Source organism: Sphingobium sp. HWE2-09 (genome assembly GCF_035989265.1).
Taxonomy (GTDB): Bacteria; Pseudomonadota; Alphaproteobacteria; order Sphingomonadales; family Sphingomonadaceae; genus Sphingobium.
This window is the reverse complement of sequence record NZ_JAYKZX010000003.1, coordinates 1,245,481-1,263,442: the sequence shown is the minus strand read 5'-3', so window position 1 is coordinate 1,263,442 and position 17,962 is coordinate 1,245,481. Positions and strand designations below refer to the sequence as shown.

Sequence of the window (17,962 nt, the reverse complement as noted above, 5' to 3'; positions counted from 1 at the left end):
TCATGCCGAAGGTCAAAGTTGACGGCGTAGAACTCGACGTTCCGGCGGGCGCCACTGTCCTCCAGGCGTGCGAGCTGGCGGGGAAGGAAATTCCGCGCTTCTGCTATCATGAGCGGCTGTCCATCGCGGGCAATTGCCGCATGTGCCTGGTCGAAGTGAAGCCCGGACCGCCCAAGCCGCAGGCAAGCTGCGCGCTCCCGGCGGCTGAAGGTCAGGACATTCGCACCGACAGCGAAATGGTCAAGAAGGCGCGCGAAGGGGTGATGGAGTTTCTCCTCATCAACCATCCGCTCGATTGTCCGATTTGCGACCAGGGCGGCGAATGCGACCTTCAGGATCAGTCGGTCGCCTATGGCCGCGGTGCGTCGCGCTATGACGAGAATAAGCGCGCGGTGACCGAGAAGAATATGGGTCCGATCGTCAAGACGGTCATGACGCGCTGCATCCAGTGCACCCGTTGCGTGCGCTTTGCCGAGGAAGTTGCGGGCGTGCCGGAAATCGGCGCCATCTATCGCGGCGAAAATATGCAGATCACCACCTATCTCGAACATGCCGCCAAGAGCGAGCTGTCGGGCAATGTGGTCGATCTCTGCCCGGTCGGCGCGCTGACCGCCAAGCCCTATGCGTTCGAAGCGCGTCCTTGGGAATTGAAGAAGACCCATGCGATCGACGTGATGGACGCGGTCGGCACCAACATCCGCCTCGACAGCCGTGGTCGCCAGGTGCTGCGCGCCGTCCCGCGCATCAATGACGACGTGAACGAAGAGTGGGCGTCGGACAAGACCCGGCACAATGTCGATGGTCTGGTCCGCAAGCGCCTTGATCAGCCCTATGTCCGCAAGGACGGCAAGCTGGTTCCAGCGACCTGGGCGGAAGCCTTCGCCGCCGTCGCAGCGGTGCAGCATGGCGGCAGCGTGGCTGCGATCGCGGGCGACCTGCTTGACTGCGAAACCATGTTCGCGGGCAAGGCGGTGGTCGAAAAGCTGGGTGGCACGATGCTGGAAGGGCGTCAGACCGGCCTGTCCTACGACGTGTCGAGCCTGTCGTCGGTGGTGTTCAACACGCCGCTCGCCGATCTGGAAACCGCTGACGCCATCCTGCTGGTCGGCACCAACCTGCGCTGGGAAGCGCCGCTGGTGAACACGCGCATCCGCAAGGCGATCAAGAAGGGCGCGAAGGTCTTCGTGGTCGGGCCGGAGTTCGATCTGACTTACAAGGTCGAATGGCTGGGCAATGATGCGTCGTTGCTCGCCAAGCTGCCGGAAGCGGTGGTCGAAGCATTTGGCAAAGCAGCCCGTCCCGCGATGATCGTGGGCGGTGGCGTGCTGGCCAAGGATGGCGCGCACGGCGACACGCTGGCGCTGGTCGAGACGTTAGGCCTCGTGAAAGAGGGCTGGAACGGCTATAACGTCCTGCACTTCGCCGCGGCCCGGATGGGCGGACTGATGCTGGGTTATGCGACGCAGGGCGGCATCAGGGCCGTCGCAGCAGCCAAGCCCAAACTGCTCCTGTCGCTGGGCGCGGACGAGGTGGATTATGCCGCGTTCGAAGATAGCTTCAAAGTCTATATCGGCCATCATGGCGACAAGGGCGCGCATGCGGCGGACGTGATCCTGCCGGGCGCAAGCTATGCCGAAAAAGCGGGCACCTACGTCAATCTCGAAGGCCGGGTCCAGTTCGGCGAAAAGGCCGTGTTCGCGCCGGGCGACGCCCGCGAGGACTGGTCGATCCTGCGCGCCCTGTCCGAAGCCCTTGGCGCCAAGCTGCCCTTCGACAGCTTCGCGCAACTGCGCGCCGAAATGGTCAAGGCGGTGCCGGCGCTGGGTGTCGAGGGTCTGGCCGATTATGGCTGGTCCATCCCATCGCTGCCGACCGGCGCGACCGGTGAACTGGCGTCGCCGATCAAGGATTTCTACCTGACCAACGCCATATGCCGCGCCAGCCCGACGATGCAGCAATGCTCGGCCGAACTGATCCATGGGACTGAATTTGCGGAGGCGGCGGAATGACGCAGCGCATCCGTGTGCCCGCGCAGGCGGTAACCCAGTCCCGAGGTCTGAACTGGACTCCCGCCTTCGCGGGAGCACGCTGCTCTGTTAACGCTGGGGGCGCCAAGTGACCGCTTTCTTCCAAAATCTGGGCGTGCCGTTCGAAGGCGCCTGGTTCCTGTCGACCATCATCGGCATCCTTGCCATTGCGCTGCCGGTGATGCTGGCGGTCGCGATGATCATCTATGCCGACCGCAAGATCTGGGCGGCGATGGCGCTGCGCCGTGGGCCCAACGTCGTGGGTCCGTTCGGTCTGCTGCAATCCTTCGCGGACGGCCTCAAGGTCTTCCTGCAGGAAACCATCATCCCGTCGGCGTCGAACAAGGCGCTGTTCCTGATCGCGCCGATCATCACCTTCACCGTGGCGCTGATGGCCTGGGCGGTCATTCCGTTTCAGGTCGGCGTGGTGCTCGCCAACATCAATGTCGGCCTGCTCTACATCCTCGCGATTTCGTCACTAGGGGTTTACGGCATCATCCTGGCGGGCTGGGCGTCCAACTCCAAATATCCCTTCTATTCCGCGATCCGCGCCAGCGCGCAGATGATCAGCTATGAAGTCTCGATCGGCTTCATCCTGATCACGGTGGTGTTGTGGGCGGGATCGTTCAATCTGACCGCGATCGTGGAAAGCCAGAAGGGCTATTATGGCTTGCTGAACGGCAACGGCTTCAACCCGCTGCTCGTCCCGATGGCGATCATGTTCCTGATCTCGGCCCTGGCCGAAACCGCGCGCGCACCGTTCGATCTGACCGAAGCGGAAAGCGAACTGGTCGCGGGTTACCAGACCGAATATTCGTCCATGGCCTTCGCGCTCTACTGGCTGGGCGAATATGCCAACGTCATCCTGATGTGCGCACTGAACGCGATCCTGTTCTGGGGTGGCTATCTGCCGCCGCTCGACTGGGCACCGCTCTATTATGTGCCGGGCATCCTGTGGCTGTTCGCCAAGATCCTGTTCTTCTTCTTCGTCTTCTCCTGGGTGAAGGCGACGGTGCCCCGCTACCGTTATGACCAGCTGATGCGGCTGGGCTGGAAAATCTTCCTGCCGACCTCGCTCTTCTTCGTCTTTCTGGTGTCGGGCTTCCTCATGCTGACGCGCTATGGAGGCGCACAATGAGCCTCGCTTATTATATCAAGAGCTTCACCCTCTGGGAGTTCGTGAAGGCGCACGCGCTGACTTTGAAATATTTCTTCAAGGCCAAGGCGACGATCAACTACCCCTATGAGAAGAACCCGATCTCGCCCCGTTTCCGTGGCGAACATGCGCTACGCCGCTATCCCAACGGGGAAGAACGCTGCATCGCGTGCAAGCTGTGCGAAGCGGTGTGTCCGGCGCAGGCGATCACCATCGAGGCGCAGCCGCGCGAAGATGGGAGCCGCCGCACCACGCGCTACGACATCGACATGACCAAGTGCATCTATTGCGGTTTCTGTCAGGAAGCCTGCCCGGTGGACGCGGTGGTCGAAGGCCCGAATTTCGAGTTCGCGACCGAAACCCGCGAGGAGCTGATCTACGACAAGGCCAAGCTCCTGGAAAATGGCGACAAGTGGGAACGCGCGATTGCCGCGAACCTTGCCGCCGATGCCCCCTATCGTTAAGCCGCGCGCGTCAAAGGGAAATTGAACCTGTGATTCACGTCCTCGCCTTTTACCTGTTCGCCATTTTGGTGGTGAGCAGCGGCGCGCTCACCATTCTGTCGCGCAACCCCGTTCATTCGGTGCTGTGGCTGATCCTGGCCTTCTTCAACGCGGCGGGCCTGATGGTGCTGCTGGGCGCCGAATTCATCGCGATGCTGCTCGTCATCGTCTATGTCGGTGCGGTCGCGGTGCTGTTCCTGTTCGTGGTCATGATGCTCGACATCGACTTTGCCGAATTGCGCGCCGGGTTCGTCAGCTATCTGCCCTTCGGCCTGCTGATCGCGCTGGTGCTGCTGGCGGAAATCATCCTGGGCATCGGCCTGTGGAGCGTCGGCCCGATCGAACTGGCACAGCGCGCTGCGCCTGCCGCCGCGGATGTATCGAACATCAAGGCGGTCGGAACCCTCCTCTATACGCGCTACATCTTCCTGTTCGAAGCGGCGGGCATCGTCCTGCTGGTCGCCATGATCGGCGCGATCGTCCTGACGCACCGCGCTCGTGGCGGCGTGAAGGGCCAGAACATCGCCAAACAGAACCGTCGCCGTCCGCAGGATGCGGTCCGCAATATCAATCAGCCCATGGGGCAGGGGGTGGAGCTGTGATCGGCCTTCAACATTATCTGGTGGTCAGCGCCATCCTGTTCGTGATGGGGGTGCTGGGCATCTTCATCAATCGCAAGAATGTCATCATCATCCTGATGGCGATCGAACTGATCCTTTTGAGCGTGAACATCAACCTCGTCGCCTTCAGCGCCTTTCTGGGTGACTTGGTGGGGCAGGTCTTCTCGATGTTCGTGCTGACCGTCGCGGCGGGTGAGGCGGCCATCGGCCTTGCCATCCTCGTCATCTATTTCCGCGGTCGCGGCACCATCGCCGTCGATGACATCAATCAGATGAAGGGCTGAGCCAAGTTCCATGATCCAGCTTATCGTCCTTCTTCCGCTGCTGGCCGCAGCCATTGCGGGCCTTGGCAACAAGGCTCTTGGCAAACTGCCGGCCAAGATCGTCACCACCGGCGCGCTCTTTGCCGCTTGCGCAATGAGCTGGCCGATTTTTATCAGCTTTCTGACCGGCAGCGCCCAGGCGCATGTCACACCGCTGTTTACCTGGATCGAAAGCGGTAGCTTCGATGCGCAGTGGGCCTTGCGGGTCGATGCGATGACCGCGGTCATGCTGGTGGTCATCACCAGCGTGTCCAGCCTCGTCCACCTTTATAGCTGGGGCTATATGGACGAAGAGCCGGATCAGCCGCGCTTCTTCGCCTATCTCTCGCTCTTCACCTTCGCGATGCTGATGCTCGTGACCGCGAACAATCTGCTCCAGATGTTCTTCGGTTGGGAAGGGGTGGGCCTTGCCTCCTATCTGCTCATCGGTTTCTGGTTCCGCAAGCCGTCCGCCAACGCCGCAGCGATCAAGGCATTCGTCGTCAACCGTGTCGGCGATCTTGGTTTCATGATGGGTATTTTCGGCACCTATCTGGTGTTCAACACCATATCGATCCCGGAAATCCTGGAAGCCGCGCCTGCCATGGCCGGTTCGACCATCGGGTTCCTGGGCTACCGCTTCGACACCATGACGGTCCTTTGCCTGCTGCTGTTCGTCGGCGCGATGGGCAAGTCGGCGCAGTTGGGCCTCCACACCTGGCTGCCCGACGCGATGGAAGGCCCGACCCCCGTGTCGGCGCTGATCCACGCGGCGACGATGGTCACTGCGGGCGTCTTCATGGTCTGCCGCCTGTCGCCGATGTTCGAAACATCTGCCACGGCCCTGACGGTCGTCACTTATGTGGGCGCCGCGACCTGTCTGTTCGCCGCCACCGTCGGCACTGTGCAGACCGACATCAAGCGCGTTATCGCCTATTCGACCTGTTCGCAGCTGGGCTATATGTTCTTTGCTGCAGGCGTGGGCGCTTATGGCGCGGCGATGTTCCACCTGTTCACGCATGCCTTCTTCAAGGCGCTGCTCTTCCTCGGTGCAGGGTCGGTCATCCATGCGATGCATCATGAGCAGGACATGCGCTATTATGGTGGTCTGCGCAAAAGCATCCCCATCACCTTCTGGACGATGACGCTCGGCACGCTCGCCATCACCGGCGTGGGCCTGCCGCTCGTCGGCGTGGGCTTTGCCGGCTTCTATTCGAAGGACGGCATTCTGGAAGCGGCCTATGCCGCTGGCGGGGCCGGGACCGGCGCGTTCATCGTCGGCGTATTCGCCGCGCTGCTCACCAGCTTCTACAGCTGGCGCCTGGTCTTCCTGACCTTCTTCGGCAAGCCGCGCTGGACCCAGTCCGAACATATCCAGCACGCGCTGCATGACGCGCATGGTCATGACGACCATGCACATGACGCGCCGTCGCAGAAAGATGCGGGCCATGCGCCGCATGCCCACGCAGCGCATGATCATCACGTCCATGATGCTGGCGACGGCACGGGTGGCTATCATCCGCACGAAAGCCCGCTGGTCATGCTGATCCCACTGATCGTGCTGAGCCTGGGCGCGGTGTTCGCCGGCTTCGTCTTCCACGACCAGTTCATCGGGCCGGAAGGTGGCATCGCATTCTGGAAGGGCGCTCTGTCGTTCGACAGCCATCTGATGCACGCCGCGCACGAGGTGCCGACCTGGGTCAAGTTTGCGCCGTTCACCGTGATGCTGACCGGTTTGTTCATCGCCTGGTTGAGCTATATTAAGAACACCGACTGGCCGCGCCGTTTCGTGGCGACCTTCACTGGCCTGTACACGTTCCTGCTCAACAAATGGTTTTTCGACGAGCTGTATAACTTCCTGTTCGTCAAGCCAGCCTTCGCCATCGGTCGCTTCTTCTGGAAGTTTGGTGACGTCGGCTTCATCGACCGCTTCGGGCCGAACGGCCTGGCTTCGCTGGTCGTGCAGGGCAACAAGATCACGCGTCGGCTTCAGTCCGGCTACCTCTACACCTACGCGCTGGTGATGCTCATCGGGCTTGCCGCGGCCGCAACCTGGGCGATGACACGATAATGGACGGCTTCCCCATCCTTTCCCTGATGATGGCAGTGCCGATGGCCGGGGCCATCGCCTGCCTGTTCTCGGGCGCCAAAACGGCGCGCTGGATCGCGTTGATCGCGACGCTGGTCGATCTGGTCCTGGGCATCGTCCTGTGGATGAATTTCGACCAGGGCGGCCTGCAGTGGCAGTTCCAGGAATATGCACCGATTTTCGGTCGCTTCGCCTGGGCGCTGGGTATCGACGGCATCGCGCTGATGCTGATTGCGCTTACCGTGTTCCTGATGCCGATCTGCATCGGCGCCAGCTGGAACGCGATCACCAAGCGCGTCGGCGAATATATGGCGGCCTTCTTGTTCATGGAGGTGCTGATGATCGGCGTCTTCACGGCGCAGGATCTCTACCTCTTCTACATCATGTTCGAAGCCGGCCTCATCCCGATGTACCTCATCATCGGTATCTGGGGTGGTGCGGACCGTATCTACGCCTCGTATAAATTCTTCCTTTACACGCTGCTCGGCTCGGTCCTGATGCTGATCGCGATGATGTGGATGGTGCACGAAGCGGGCACGACCGAAATTCCGGCGCTGATGGCCTATAATTTCGATCCGCATGTTCAGACCTGGCTGTTCCTGGCCTTCTTCGCCAGCTTTGCAGTGAAGATGCCGATGTGGCCGGTCCACACCTGGCTGCCCGACGCGCACGTTCAGGCGCCGACCGCCGGTTCGGTCATCCTGGCAGGCGTGTTGTTGAAGATGGGTGGCTACGGCTTCATCCGCTTTTCGCTGCCGATGTTCCCCGAAGCTTCGGCGCAGCTCGCGCCGCTGGTTTGGGGGCTGTCGATGGTCGCGGTGGTGTATACGTCACTGGTCGCGCTGGTGCAGTCCGACATGAAGAAGCTGATCGCCTATTCCTCGGTCGCGCATATGGCGATCGTGACGGTCGGCCTGTTTGCCTTCAACCAGGCGGGTATCGAAGGCGCGATGATGGTCATGCTGGGCCATGGCCTGGTGTCCGGCGCGCTGTTCCTGTGCGTCGGCGTCATCTACGACCGGCTGCATACGCGTGAGATCAGCCGCTATGGTGGCCTCAGCATCAATATGCCGCGTTATGCGACCCTGTTCCTGCTGTTCACCATGGCCTCTGTCGGCCTGCCGGGTACGTCGAACTTCGTCGGGGAGTTTCTGTCGCTGATGGGCATCTACCAGGCATCAAGCTGGGTAGCGCTGGTCTGCACCACGGGCATCATCCTGGGCGCCGCCTATATGCTCTATCTGTATCGCCGCATTTGCTATGGCGAGCAGGTCAATGCCGATGCCGCCGCCATGCCCGACCTGTCGGGTCGGGAAATCTGGTTGCTGGCGCCGATCGCCGCTGCGGTGCTGTGGATGGGCGTCTATCCCGAAAGCTTCCTGGCGCCCATGCGGTCCGACATTCGCGCGCTCGAAGCGCGCCTCGCCCCTGCGGCTCCCGCAGGAGACTCCAAGATCAAGATGGGTGCGCCCAAGCCAGCGAGTGAGGGCCATCATGAAGAAGCATCCGCGCACGGGGAGGCGCATTAATGGTTGACTCCGCTTCCCTTCTGGCGGTCCTGCCGGAACTCGTTCTGACGGTTGGTGGCCTGGGCCTTATGCTGGTCGCGGCCTTTGGCGGCGACGGCACGGCGCGCGTCGTGAACTGGTTGTCGGTCATCACGCTGGTGATCGCGGGCCTGACCCTGTCAGTTTCGCTCGCCCATGGGCCGGACGCTTTTGACGGCCTGTATCGCGCCGACGCCTTCTCGGCCTATGCGAAGGCTTTGATCTATGCCGCCGCCGCTGCGGCCATTCTGCTAGCCCCGCGCTTCTTCTCGGTCGATGGCGCGCCCCGTCCCGAATATCCGGTGCTGATCCTGTTCGCAGCCATCGGCATGGGCATGATGGTGTCGGCGGGCGATATGCTGACGCTCTATGTCGGCCTGGAAATGAACAGCTTGGCCTCCTACGTGCTCGCCAGCTTCATGCGCCAGGATGGACGCTCTTCGGAAGCGGGCCTCAAATATTTCGTGCTGGGTTCGCTGGCCAGCGGCATTCTTCTCTACGGTATCTCGCTGCTGTACGGCTTCACCGGCAGTACGGCGTTTGACGGCATTGCCGTGGCGCTGGGCGATGGCGTGTCGAAGGGCGAACTGTTCGGCCTGGTGTTCGTGCTTGCCGGCCTCGCTTTCAAGATCAGCGCCGTGCCGTTCCATATGTGGACGCCCGACGTTTATGAAGGTGGGCCGACCCCGGTCACGACTTTCTTTGCCAGTGCGCCGAAGGTCGCCGCGATCGGCCTTACCGTGCGCGTCGCGATCGAAGCGCTCGGCCCGGCAGGCCTCGACTGGCAGCAGATCGTGATCTTCGTCGCGCTCGCCTCGATCCTGTTCGGTGCGGTCGCCGCCATCGGCCAGACCAACATCAAGCGCCTGATGGCCTATTCATCGATCAACAATGTCGGCTTCGCGCTGATCGGCCTGGCCGCAGGCACGCCAGCGGGTGCGGCGGCGACGATGAGCTATATGGCGATCTACGTCGTCATGACCATCGGTGCCTTCGCCTGTATCCTGCAAATGCGCGATGCGGACGGCAAGCCGGTCGAGACGATCGCCAGCCTGGCCGGCCTGTCGCAATCGCGTAAGGGTCTGGCCGCGGCCTTCGCCATCTTCATGTTCTCGATGGCCGGTATCCCGCCGCTCTTCGGCTTCTGGGCGAAGTTCCTGGTATTCGATGCCGCCGTGGCGTCGGGCCTGACGGCATTGGCCGCCTTCGGTATCGCGGCTTCGGTGATCGGCGCCTTTTATTATCTCAAGATCATCAAAACGATCTATTTCGACGAGCCGACCATGGCCTATGAAGCCAAGGGCGGTGCGGTTGAGAATGTCATCCTGACCGTGTCAGCCGTGGTGATCGTGCTGGGTTATCTCCTCAACCCCGTACTGGACCAGGCGAGCGCGGCCGCGGCGGCGTCGCTCTTCTGACCCTGTTTCGTTTCGTCGAGGAAACCGGCTCCACCAACGCCGACATGCTGGCGTTGGCGGGGGATGGCGCAGCCGACGGCAGTTGGTTGCGCGCCGGACGCCAGACAGGCGGCAAGGGGCGGATGGGACGCAGTTGGGAAAGCCCTGACGGCAATCTCTATTGCTCGACCATCGTGCTTCTTCAGCCGACCGATGCGTTGCCGCATACGCTGGCGCTGGTCGCCGCCAATGCGGTCCATGCGCTGGTCGCGCCGCTATGCGCGGGGCAGGCGCGGATCAAATGGCCCAACGACATATTGGTCGATGGCGCAAAGATAGCGGGCATTTTGCTGGAACGGGCAGGCGACGCGATCGTCGTCGGCATCGGTATCAACGTACGCGGTCATCCGGAAGGATTGGACCGTCCGGTCACCAGTCTGGCGGCGCAGAGGGCAGATGACGCGCAAGCGCCCGAACTTTACGAACGACTTGCGCAACTCTTCGCCCATTGGCTGTCGATCTGGCGCGCCCAAGGCCTTGATCCCATCCGCGCCCATTGGCTGCTCAACGCCCATCCGACCGGCACGCCGATGCGGGTGGTTCAACCCGATGGCGAAGAAGTGTCAGGCACATTCGATACGCTGGACCGGCAGGGTATGTTGATCCTGCGCTTGGCGAATGGGCAGAGCCGTGCCATTCACGCGGGCGATATCATTCTGAGCTGAGGAACCGGCCATGCTTCTCGCGATCGACGCGGGTAACACCAATGTCGTTTTCGCGCTGGTCGAAGGGCGCGAGATCAAGGCGCGCTGGCGGATCGCCACCGATCCGCGACGGACAGCCGACGAATATGCGGTCTGGTTGAACCAGTTGCTGCAGCTGGAAGGCTATGCCATCGGCGATGTCGATGCGGTCATCATCGCCACCGTCGTGCCACGTGCGCTACATAATCTGCAGGTTCTGGCCGACAAATATTTCAAGACTAGCGCTTTGATCGCCGGACAGGCGCCGGTCGAATGGGGCATCGAACTGGACGTGGCCGAACCGGCGTCGGTGGGCGCGGATCGGGTTGTAAATGCGATCGCTGCCCACCATCTCTATAATGGCGACCTGATCATCATCGATTTCGGCACTGCTACGACGTTTGATGTGGTGGATTATAGCGGCGCATATAAGGGCGGGATTATCGCGCCGGGGATCAACCTGTCGCTCGATGCGCTGGTGGCGGCTGCGGCCAAATTGCCCAAGATCGCTATCGCGCCGCCTGAAAATCGTTCGGTCATCGGGCGAACCACCGAAGCGCAGATGCATATAGGCGTATTCTGGGGCTATGTTGCAATGATGGAGGGGCTGGTCGCCCGCATGAGGGCGGAGATCGGCCGACCGACCAGAGTGATTTCGACGGGGGGCCTGGCGGTCCTCTTCAATGACAATAGCGATATTTTCGATGCGATCGCGCCGGACCTGACGGTTCAGGGCCTCGCGCTGATGCACGAACGGAGTTTGAAGACATAATGACACCCAAGGATGAACTGATCTTCCTGGCCCTCGGTGGGTCGGGCGAGATCGGCATGAACGTTAATCTCTACGGTTGCCAGGGCAAATGGGTCATGGTCGACCTGGGCATGACCTTTGGCGATCCCACCTATCCCGGGATCGAACTGGTTCTACCGGACCTCAGCTTTATCGAGGAACGGCGCAAGGATCTGCTCGGGATCGTGCTGACCCATGGGCATGAAGATCATATCGGTGCGATTCCCTATCTGGCCGCAGACCTTGGCGTGCCGCTTTATGCTACGCCCTTCACGGCGGGTCTGATCCGGCTTAAGCTGGAAGAAGAAGGCCTCTCCAAGGAGGTGAAGCTGCATGTGATTCAGAATGAAGGCAGCTTCAATCTTGGGCCGTTCGGCTTCCGTTACGTGCCGCTGGCCCACTCCATTCCCGAAGGCAATGCGGTGCTGATCGATACGCCCTATGGTCGTATCTTCCATACCGGCGACTGGAAACTGGACGAGCAGCCCTTGCTGGGCCAGCCGTCCACGCCAGCGGAACTGACGGCGATCGGCGACGAAGGCGTGCTGGCATTGGTCTGCGACAGCACCAATGTCTTCAACGACAAGGCCAGCGGGTCCGAAGGTGACGTGCGCGAGGGGCTGATGCAGACCGTCGCGGCGGCGAAGGGACGCGTGCTGGTCACGACCTTCGCCTCCAATGCCGCCCGTGTGCAGACGCTGGGCGAAGTGGCGGCCGCCACCGGGCGTAAGGTCTGCGTCGCCGGGCGTTCGCTTGATCGCATCATCAGCACCGCCAAGGCGGCCGGTTACCTCAAGGATTTCCCGCCGACGGTCGACTGGGACGATGTCATGCACCTGCCCCGCAGTGAGGTAATGATCATCGCCACCGGCGGGCAGGGTGAAGCACGCGCAGCGCTTTCCCGCATCGCGTTCGACAGCCATCCGATCAAGCTGGCGGAAGGCGACACGGTGATCTTCTCGTCCAAGCAGATCCCCGGCAATGAAATCGCCATCGGCCGCATCCAGAATGCGCTGGCGCAGAAGAACATCCTGATGGTCACCGATCGGCAGGCCGAAGTCCATGTGTCCGGCCACCCCGGTCGCCCCGAGCTGGAGGCCATGTATCGCTGGATACGGCCTGAGATTCTTTTGCCGGTCCATGGCGAACGCCGCCATATGGCGGAACAGGCGCGGCTCGGCATCACCAGTGGCATTCGCCATGCGGTGGTGCAGTCGAACGGCGATCTTTTGCGCCTGGCGCCGGGTGCGCCGGAAATTATCGGCAAGCAGGATGTGGGGCGCCTGGTGCTGGACGGCGACGTCATCCTGCCGGCCGATGGCGCAACCATCAACGAGCGACGCAAGCTGGGCCTCCACGGCCAGATCAGCGTCGCCGTCGCGATCGATCGCAAGGGCAAGTTGATCGGTGATCCTGTGCTGCGCACCCAGGGCGTGCCGGTGGAGGAAGACAAGGCGGCTTTCCTCGCCGAAGCGGCCGATGAAGTCACCGCCGTCGTACCCAAGGGATCGCAAGAGGAGGATGCTCTGCGTGAGCGGATACGTCTGGCGGTACGCCGGACGGCGACACGCTGGACGGGCAAGAAGCCGATAGTGGACGTCCTGCTCGTTCGCGCCTAGAGCCGGTTGCGATCCGATGGCATCGGATCAATCCTTTTGGGTGTATATTTTACCGCGATTTCTGAGGCATCAGATGATTTCATCTACTCAGAAATCGCTCTAGGTCACAGGCATGAACTGGTACGCCATCTTCGCCATCTATTTCCTGATGTGGGTCATCAGTGCCTTCATCATGCTGCCCTTCGGCATCCGCACGCCCGATGAAACGGGCGAGGTGCTGCTGAAGGGACAGGCGGATAGCGCGCCCAGCAATTTCCGGCCCGGCCTGGTGATGCTGCGTGCGACGATATTGGCGACGCTTATGTTTGGTCTTTATTACGCCAATTATGTGCAGGGCTGGGTGACATTAGACATGCTGCCCGGTTACGGCCACGGACGATGAGTGAGGCTGCGGGGCGGATCATACGCGCTACCGCTGCTCACGCCATGCCTTGGGCGCAGATGCGGACCGCGCTATGGCCGGACTCTTCGATGGCTGAACATCTGCAGGATATTACCGACATGCTGGAAGGTGGAGACAGTCGTCCTGTCTTCATAATGCTGGATGAGGGCGGCGACGCTGTGGCCTTTGTCGAAGCGGCTTTGCGCCACGACTATGTCAATGGCTGTGATACCAGTCCGGTCGTCTTCGTAGAAGGACTGTATGTGACCGAACGGGCACGACGGGGCGGCGTGGCGAAACTGCTGATCGACTGCGTGGCAGCGTGGGGGCAAGCGCAAGGTTGCGCAGACATGGCTTCGGACACCGCCCGAATTTGGAAAGCCACGCCTTTCACCTTGCCGCCGGATTCATCGAAACCGAACAGGTCGTCTACTTCCGCAAAGCCATCGGCTGACCGATAGGCTTATTGCCGCAGCCGCTCGATCGCCTGCGCCAGCGCGACATAGAGCTTGCCCATGTCGGAAGACAGGACAGCGACGCCGAGCGCATTGCCGTCGCGCGCGGACAGGATGATCCGCAGCATCGCTTCGAAATCATGGATATAGCGGTTCACATGATCGCGGAATTCCGCATCAGCGTCATAATGGAGCGCGATCTCCCGCGATTCCCCAGCATCCAGCAGCTTTACCGCACGGCGGGTGAAGACACCGCGATCGCCCTTCAGATAAGCGGACCAGGCCGAATTGGTAACGTCGTTGGACAGTATCTTGGCAACGTCGATGGCGGTGCTGTTGAGCGATTCGATCAGCAAGGCCGATCGTCGCGCAAAATGGTCGCGATCGCGATTTTCCGACGCCTGCTCCGCCTTTTCGATCCGCTGTTCGACGCTGGCGCTCGTGTCGGCGATGGTCAGCAACTGACGCGTCAACCGTTCCGACGCCTGATGCGCGGCCTTGACCGCCTCTTCGGCGACGCGGGCGACCTGTTCGATTTGCGCAGTCACCTTCTCGCCGATGACGGCCTGCAATGCTTCGTCGCTCGCCTGCGCCAATTGCTGGGCTGCGTCGGGAATGGCGCGACCCAGCGCCTGACGCGCGCGTTCTGCAGCCTGATCCGCCGTATCCTTGACCCGCAACAGGGCGGTGACGAGCAGCGGCCCGGCGCCTTCCGTGATCCGTGTCGCGTCCTGATGTGCAGCGTCGAGTGTCGTGCGCAGCCGTTCTACCAAGGCGCGATTCGCTTCCAGCCCGCTTTGCGTGCTTTCCAGCCATTCGGTGAGGCGACTGCCCTGACCGCGCAGCATGTCTTCCGCTTCCGCCGCACGCCCGACCAGCGATTCGGATATGGCCTCCAGCCGTTCCATCTCCGGTGCGGCGCTGCCCAGCAAAGCGCGGCTCTGCTCCATCCGGGCGTCGAACCGTTCGAGCGCGGCGGGATAGGTTTCGTCCAACTCGCGCACGCTCGAATCGAGCGCAACCAGCAAGGTTTCGGCGCATCCGATCAGCTTTTCGGCGGTCATGCCCCCCGTCGCCAGCGCCTTGTCGATCCGCAGCGTCTCGTCTGTCATCCGGACCAGAGCGCCGGTCAGGCGCTCGCCACGGGCCAGTGCGCTGTCCTCCAGCGCGGCAAAGCGGCTTTCGGTCGCTGCAATGGTGTCCTGCAGGCTGTCATGCAGGTTCGACATCAAGCTGCGCTGACCGTCGATCATGCCATCCACCTGATGCAGTCGGTTTTCGACATCGCTGATCGCATCGCTCAGGCCAGCGACCGTTTCGTCGCCAATGGCCGTTAGACTTTCGCGTGATCGCGCAATCAGGGCGTCGAGCGTAGCGGTCTGGCTGCTCAGGCCACCATCGGTGATCGCCAGCGTTTCCTGCGCGCGCTGCAATGCGGCGTCGAGGCGACGACGCAGATCGGTTTCCATCGCCTCCATATCGCGTTCCAGCGTGGCGAGCGCCTCTTCGCTGGCGTTGCCGATCCCGGACTGGGCAGCAGTCACCAGCGCCTGGAGCGCGTCCGCCCGACGCGAAAGCCCTTCGTCCGTCGTTGCCAGCCCGTTGCGCACGATCTGGAGCGTCGCTTCCAGGCGCGACCGCAAATCGCTTTCCATGCCGTCCAGATCCCCGGTCAGCGTCTCGCGCACCTGCATACTGGTTTCTGCGACACCGGCCTGCGCCGCATCGACCAGGGTCGTCAGCGCGGCGGCATGGGCTTCGATCTCCTGGCGGCTGCGGTCCATCGCCTGTCGCGCGCCTTGCGCGGTGGCGTCGATCCGCCCGACGGCAATATCGGCCATGCCGTTGACTTCCTGCGTCGCCGACCGGGTCAATTCCTGCAATTGCGTCAACTGGCTGGACAGGCTTTTCGTCGCCGCCAGCGTGCGGGCGCGCGCATCGTCGGACAATTCGGCCAAAGCATGGAGGCGCGCCTCCAGCGTGTCGATCCGTTCACCCAGCGCATGACCATTGTCCATCATCTGGGCGGCCATGCGGCTGGTGCGATCTTCCAGTTCGGGGATCGACCCGATCAGCATGTCCATCCGCGCGACCAGCGCCAGTGCGGCGCGTTCGGCGGTTTCCGCTCGATCCGCCGTGGTCTGGGCGCGGCCCGCGATCAGTTCGGCGGACGCCTCCATATTGCTGCTGGCGGCCGCGCCATAGCTGTCGAGCAGTTCGGCCTGATCCTGCATCGCCCGCTGCGCCGTTTCCAACTGGCTGGTGATGCGGCCGAGCCGCAATTCCAGCAGGTCCGCTTCGGTGCGCAATGCGCGCGCAGTGTCGAGATAGCGCCGCGATTCGGACCGGCTGTTGCGGACCAGAAGCAGATAGACGACGCCGAGCAGGATGAGGGGGGACACTAATGTGACGACGCCATCGGTCCAGGCCGAGGGGCCACCATTGGCGATATCGCCCGACGCGACCATTGCCCAACCGGCGAAACCCACCCAGCCGATGCCCAGCGCCAGCAATGCCCATCGCAAGGACTTCAGCCTGTCGTCACCGATCCCTTCCGCCGGATCGCCGTCGTCTATGTCGAGAACGGCCTGCTGCAACAGCAAAACGTCATCGGTCTGCGACGCGTTGCCGGTCGCGGTGTGTTCGTCTCGCCAGAACTCGACGATGGTGCTGCCCCCTGTCATGTCGCTATCCTAGCATCTTTTCCGTCCGCGCAAATGCCCTGTTACCAAAACTTAACGCAAGCCCGATAGCGTTTGTCGCCATGTCCTATGATCCTGGCGCTCTTCACGCTGCTTTGGCGGCCGCCGTCGGCGACGATACCATGTTGATAGCCGACCTGCGCGTCGCGTTCATGGAAAGCGCCGCGCGGCAGGTCGATCTGTTGGCGCGGGCGCGGTGCGATGCGAATTGGGAATTGGCCGCCTGGCGTCTGAAAGGTCTGGCCGCCAGCTTCGGGTTGACCGCCCTGATGGCGCTGGCGGACGAAGCGGCGGAGGCTGCGCCGGGCGACCCGCGCGTCCTGCGCCGGTTGCGCGTGGCATTGGCGGCGCTGGAGCAGGGCTGACGGGGGTAAAAGCGTTGCTTGCGTGAAGCGTCCCAGCTTGCGAAAAGGTCGTCGCACAACAATCGGGTCCGTCATCGTAACGATATGAGTTTCGCCGCTATTCTAAGCGCCAGTCGCGCATCGGCCGATTCGCCCGCAGGGCTGCGGGCCAGCCTGTATTTCGCCGGGCAGACGCTGGTGGAATATCAGGCGCGACAGGCGGCACAGGCGGGGGCCGATCGGATCATGATATTGGTGAGCGTGATCACGCCCGCCCTGTCCCAGGCGGTCGACCGCCTGAGCGCCGACGGGATCGCGGTAGCGCTGGTGCGGGACATGGTGTCGATGGTGCGGGACGCCCCGCGCGATAGCGACGTGGTGCTGGTTGCGGATGGCGCGATCGTGTCGCAGGCGCATTTCGACGGCATCGGCGCGGCGGACGGCAATGTCATGCTGGTCACCGATGATAGTCGCGCCAGCGCGCCGTTCGAGCGGATCGATGCCGGACAGCGATGGGCTGGGCTGGCGCGGATCAGCCCCGACCTGTTGTTCGGTACGCTCGACATGATCGGCGATTGGGATCTGGCACTGACCCTGGTGCGCACCGCCGTGCAAAAGGGCGCCAGGCGCATGACCGTGCCGCAGGACGACCTGCTGGAAGGGCGGGTCGCCATGGTCGAAAGTCAGGCTCAGGCCGATCTGGTGGCATTGGCTGTCACGGCGGCCGGAACGGCGCGGACGCATGCGCGCGGCGGTATCGAACATTATCTGCTGGCCCCGCTGGCGCGCATCGTCAGCCCGCCCCTGATGCGGATGCAGGTGCCAAGCCTGCAGGTGCGGATTGCCGCGATCGCGCTTGGCGCGGTGGCATTGGTGCCGATCGAGCTGGGCTGGCCGTTGACGGGCTTTGCTCTTCTGATTGGCGCGCTGCTCTTGTCGGAAATCAGCGATAGGCTGGGCGCCCTCGCGCTGCGGACGCCGTCCATGGGGTGGTTCGCTTTCGGCGCACCGGCGATGGTGCTGGCGGGGATCGTCTTTGCCGGGGGTACGACCTTGGCCGCTGATCTGGCGTTGCTGCTGGCGATCTTGATGGTGGCCGATCGCTGGGGCAGGGCCGCGTCGGCGCGATCATGGATGATATTCACGCCGGGGACGGCGGCGCTGATACTGATATTTGCGGGCTTGGTCGGTGCGATGGCGAGCGGGTTTCGCGTCGCCATTTTGCTCGCCATCGCATCGGTCGGGGCCATTCTGCTCAGAAAGCCCGTTTGAGCGATTTTTTCTCG

Annotated in this window: 16 protein-coding genes; 15 read left to right on the top strand and 1 reads right to left on the bottom strand. The window is 62.5% G+C overall.

What is annotated here, in order from left to right; all coding sequences use genetic code 11:
- The first annotated feature begins 2 nt into the window (after positions 1-2).
- The 13 genes from nuoG to U5A89_RS11455 all read left to right on the top strand — a co-directional run bounded on the left by nuoG (position 3) and on the right by U5A89_RS11455 (position 13,636).
- On the top strand, positions 3-2,009 hold the full coding sequence (gene nuoG, locus U5A89_RS11515) for an NADH-quinone oxidoreductase subunit NuoG (protein WP_338161261.1): 2,007 nt from the start codon (positions 3-5) through the stop codon (positions 2,007-2,009).
- A 106-nt stretch (positions 2,010-2,115) separates the two neighbouring features.
- On the top strand, positions 2,116-3,165 hold the full coding sequence (gene nuoH / locus U5A89_RS11510; protein WP_338161260.1) for an NADH-quinone oxidoreductase subunit NuoH: 1,050 nt from the start codon (positions 2,116-2,118) through the stop codon (positions 3,163-3,165).
- A complete protein-coding gene (nuoI, locus tag U5A89_RS11505) occupies positions 3,162-3,647 on the top strand; it encodes an NADH-quinone oxidoreductase subunit NuoI (RefSeq protein WP_338161259.1) in 486 nt (161 codons plus the stop codon). The genes nuoH and nuoI overlap by 4 nt, the downstream gene beginning before the upstream one ends.
- A 29-nt stretch (positions 3,648-3,676) precedes the next feature.
- Positions 3,677-4,288, top strand: a complete 612-nt coding sequence (locus tag U5A89_RS11500; protein ID WP_338161258.1) for an NADH-quinone oxidoreductase subunit J — start codon at positions 3,677-3,679, stop codon at positions 4,286-4,288.
- Entirely contained in the window at positions 4,285-4,590 is a 306-nt protein-coding gene (gene nuoK / locus U5A89_RS11495; protein ID WP_009821720.1) for an NADH-quinone oxidoreductase subunit NuoK, read from the top strand. The genes U5A89_RS11500 and nuoK overlap by 4 nt, the downstream gene beginning before the upstream one ends.
- Positions 4,591-4,600: 10 nt before the next feature.
- On the top strand, positions 4,601-6,679 hold the full coding sequence (gene nuoL, locus U5A89_RS11490; protein WP_338161257.1) for an NADH-quinone oxidoreductase subunit L: 2,079 nt from the start codon (positions 4,601-4,603) through the stop codon (positions 6,677-6,679).
- Positions 6,679-8,226, top strand: a complete 1,548-nt coding sequence (locus U5A89_RS11485) for an NADH-quinone oxidoreductase subunit M (RefSeq protein WP_338161256.1) — start codon at positions 6,679-6,681, stop codon at positions 8,224-8,226. The genes nuoL and U5A89_RS11485 overlap by 1 nt, the downstream gene beginning before the upstream one ends.
- Entirely contained in the window at positions 8,226-9,662 is a 1,437-nt protein-coding gene (nuoN, locus tag U5A89_RS11480) for an NADH-quinone oxidoreductase subunit NuoN (RefSeq protein ID WP_338161255.1), read from the top strand. Before U5A89_RS11485 ends, nuoN begins: the two co-directional genes overlap by 1 nt.
- 2 nt (positions 9,663-9,664) lie before the next feature.
- Positions 9,665-10,366, top strand: a complete 702-nt coding sequence (locus U5A89_RS11475) for a biotin--[acetyl-CoA-carboxylase] ligase (RefSeq protein ID WP_338163024.1) — start codon at positions 9,665-9,667, stop codon at positions 10,364-10,366.
- A gap of 10 nt (positions 10,367-10,376) precedes the next feature.
- Positions 10,377-11,156 (top strand): type III pantothenate kinase, encoded by a 780-nt coding sequence (locus U5A89_RS11470; protein ID WP_338161254.1) that lies wholly within the window; start codon positions 10,377-10,379, stop codon positions 11,154-11,156.
- The gene (locus U5A89_RS11465) at positions 11,156-12,793 is read left to right on the top strand and encodes a ribonuclease J (RefSeq protein ID WP_338161253.1); all 1,638 of its coding nucleotides are present in this window, start codon (positions 11,156-11,158) and stop codon (positions 12,791-12,793) included. The genes U5A89_RS11470 and U5A89_RS11465 overlap by 1 nt, the downstream gene beginning before the upstream one ends.
- Before the next feature lie 112 nt (positions 12,794-12,905).
- The gene (locus U5A89_RS11460; protein ID WP_338161252.1) at positions 12,906-13,175 is read left to right on the top strand and encodes a DUF1467 family protein; all 270 of its coding nucleotides are present in this window, start codon (positions 12,906-12,908) and stop codon (positions 13,173-13,175) included.
- An 89-nt stretch (positions 13,176-13,264) separates the two neighbouring features.
- Complete coding sequence (locus U5A89_RS11455) at positions 13,265-13,636, top strand: GNAT family N-acetyltransferase (protein WP_445190647.1); 372 nt, start codon at positions 13,265-13,267, stop codon at positions 13,634-13,636.
- Between the two features lie 2 nt (positions 13,637-13,638).
- Here the strand turns inward: U5A89_RS11455 and U5A89_RS11450 are convergent, their stop codons facing one another.
- Positions 13,639-16,314 carry a coiled-coil domain-containing protein gene (locus tag U5A89_RS11450; RefSeq protein WP_338161250.1) on the bottom strand — a complete coding sequence of 892 codons (2,676 nt, stop codon included), beginning with the start codon at positions 16,312-16,314 and terminating at the stop codon, positions 13,639-13,641.
- An 80-nt stretch (positions 16,315-16,394) separates the two neighbouring features.
- Between U5A89_RS11450 and U5A89_RS11445 the strand changes: the two genes are divergently transcribed.
- Both U5A89_RS11445 and U5A89_RS11440 read left to right on the top strand, forming a co-directional pair.
- The gene (locus U5A89_RS11445; RefSeq protein WP_338161249.1) at positions 16,395-16,697 is read left to right on the top strand and encodes an Hpt domain-containing protein; all 303 of its coding nucleotides are present in this window, start codon (positions 16,395-16,397) and stop codon (positions 16,695-16,697) included.
- Positions 16,698-16,781: 84 nt separating this feature from the next.
- The gene (locus U5A89_RS11440) at positions 16,782-17,948 is read left to right on the top strand and encodes a hypothetical protein (RefSeq protein WP_338161248.1); all 1,167 of its coding nucleotides are present in this window, start codon (positions 16,782-16,784) and stop codon (positions 17,946-17,948) included.
- Positions 17,949-17,962 lie beyond the last annotated feature (14 nt).

What these genes read in the sequence shown, in the direction of transcription:
- U5A89_RS11460 (WP_338161252.1), top strand. Translation starts at nt 12,906, where the DNA reads ATGAACTGGTACGCCATCTTCGCCATCTATTTCCTGATGTGGGTCATC.
- nuoL (WP_338161257.1), top strand. Translation starts at nt 4,601, where the DNA reads ATGATCCAGCTTATCGTCCTTCTTCCGCTGCTGGCCGCAGCCATTGCG.
- U5A89_RS11470 (WP_338161254.1), top strand. Translation starts at nt 10,377, where the DNA reads ATGCTTCTCGCGATCGACGCGGGTAACACCAATGTCGTTTTCGCGCTG.
- U5A89_RS11450 (WP_338161250.1), bottom strand. Translation starts at nt 16,314, where the DNA reads ATGACAGGGGGCAGCACCATCGTCGAGTTCTGGCGAGACGAACACACC.
- U5A89_RS11485 (WP_338161256.1), top strand. Translation starts at nt 6,679, where the DNA reads ATGGACGGCTTCCCCATCCTTTCCCTGATGATGGCAGTGCCGATGGCC.
- nuoI (WP_338161259.1), top strand. Translation starts at nt 3,162, where the DNA reads ATGAGCCTCGCTTATTATATCAAGAGCTTCACCCTCTGGGAGTTCGTG.
- U5A89_RS11445 (WP_338161249.1), top strand. Translation starts at nt 16,395, where the DNA reads ATGTCCTATGATCCTGGCGCTCTTCACGCTGCTTTGGCGGCCGCCGTC.
- nuoN (WP_338161255.1), top strand. Translation starts at nt 8,226, where the DNA reads ATGGTTGACTCCGCTTCCCTTCTGGCGGTCCTGCCGGAACTCGTTCTG.
- U5A89_RS11455 (WP_445190647.1), top strand. Translation starts at nt 13,265, where the DNA reads ATGGCTGAACATCTGCAGGATATTACCGACATGCTGGAAGGTGGAGAC.
- nuoG (WP_338161261.1), top strand. Translation starts at nt 3, where the DNA reads ATGCCGAAGGTCAAAGTTGACGGCGTAGAACTCGACGTTCCGGCGGGC.
- U5A89_RS11465 (WP_338161253.1), top strand. Translation starts at nt 11,156, where the DNA reads ATGACACCCAAGGATGAACTGATCTTCCTGGCCCTCGGTGGGTCGGGC.
- U5A89_RS11440 (WP_338161248.1), top strand. Translation starts at nt 16,782, where the DNA reads ATGAGTTTCGCCGCTATTCTAAGCGCCAGTCGCGCATCGGCCGATTCG.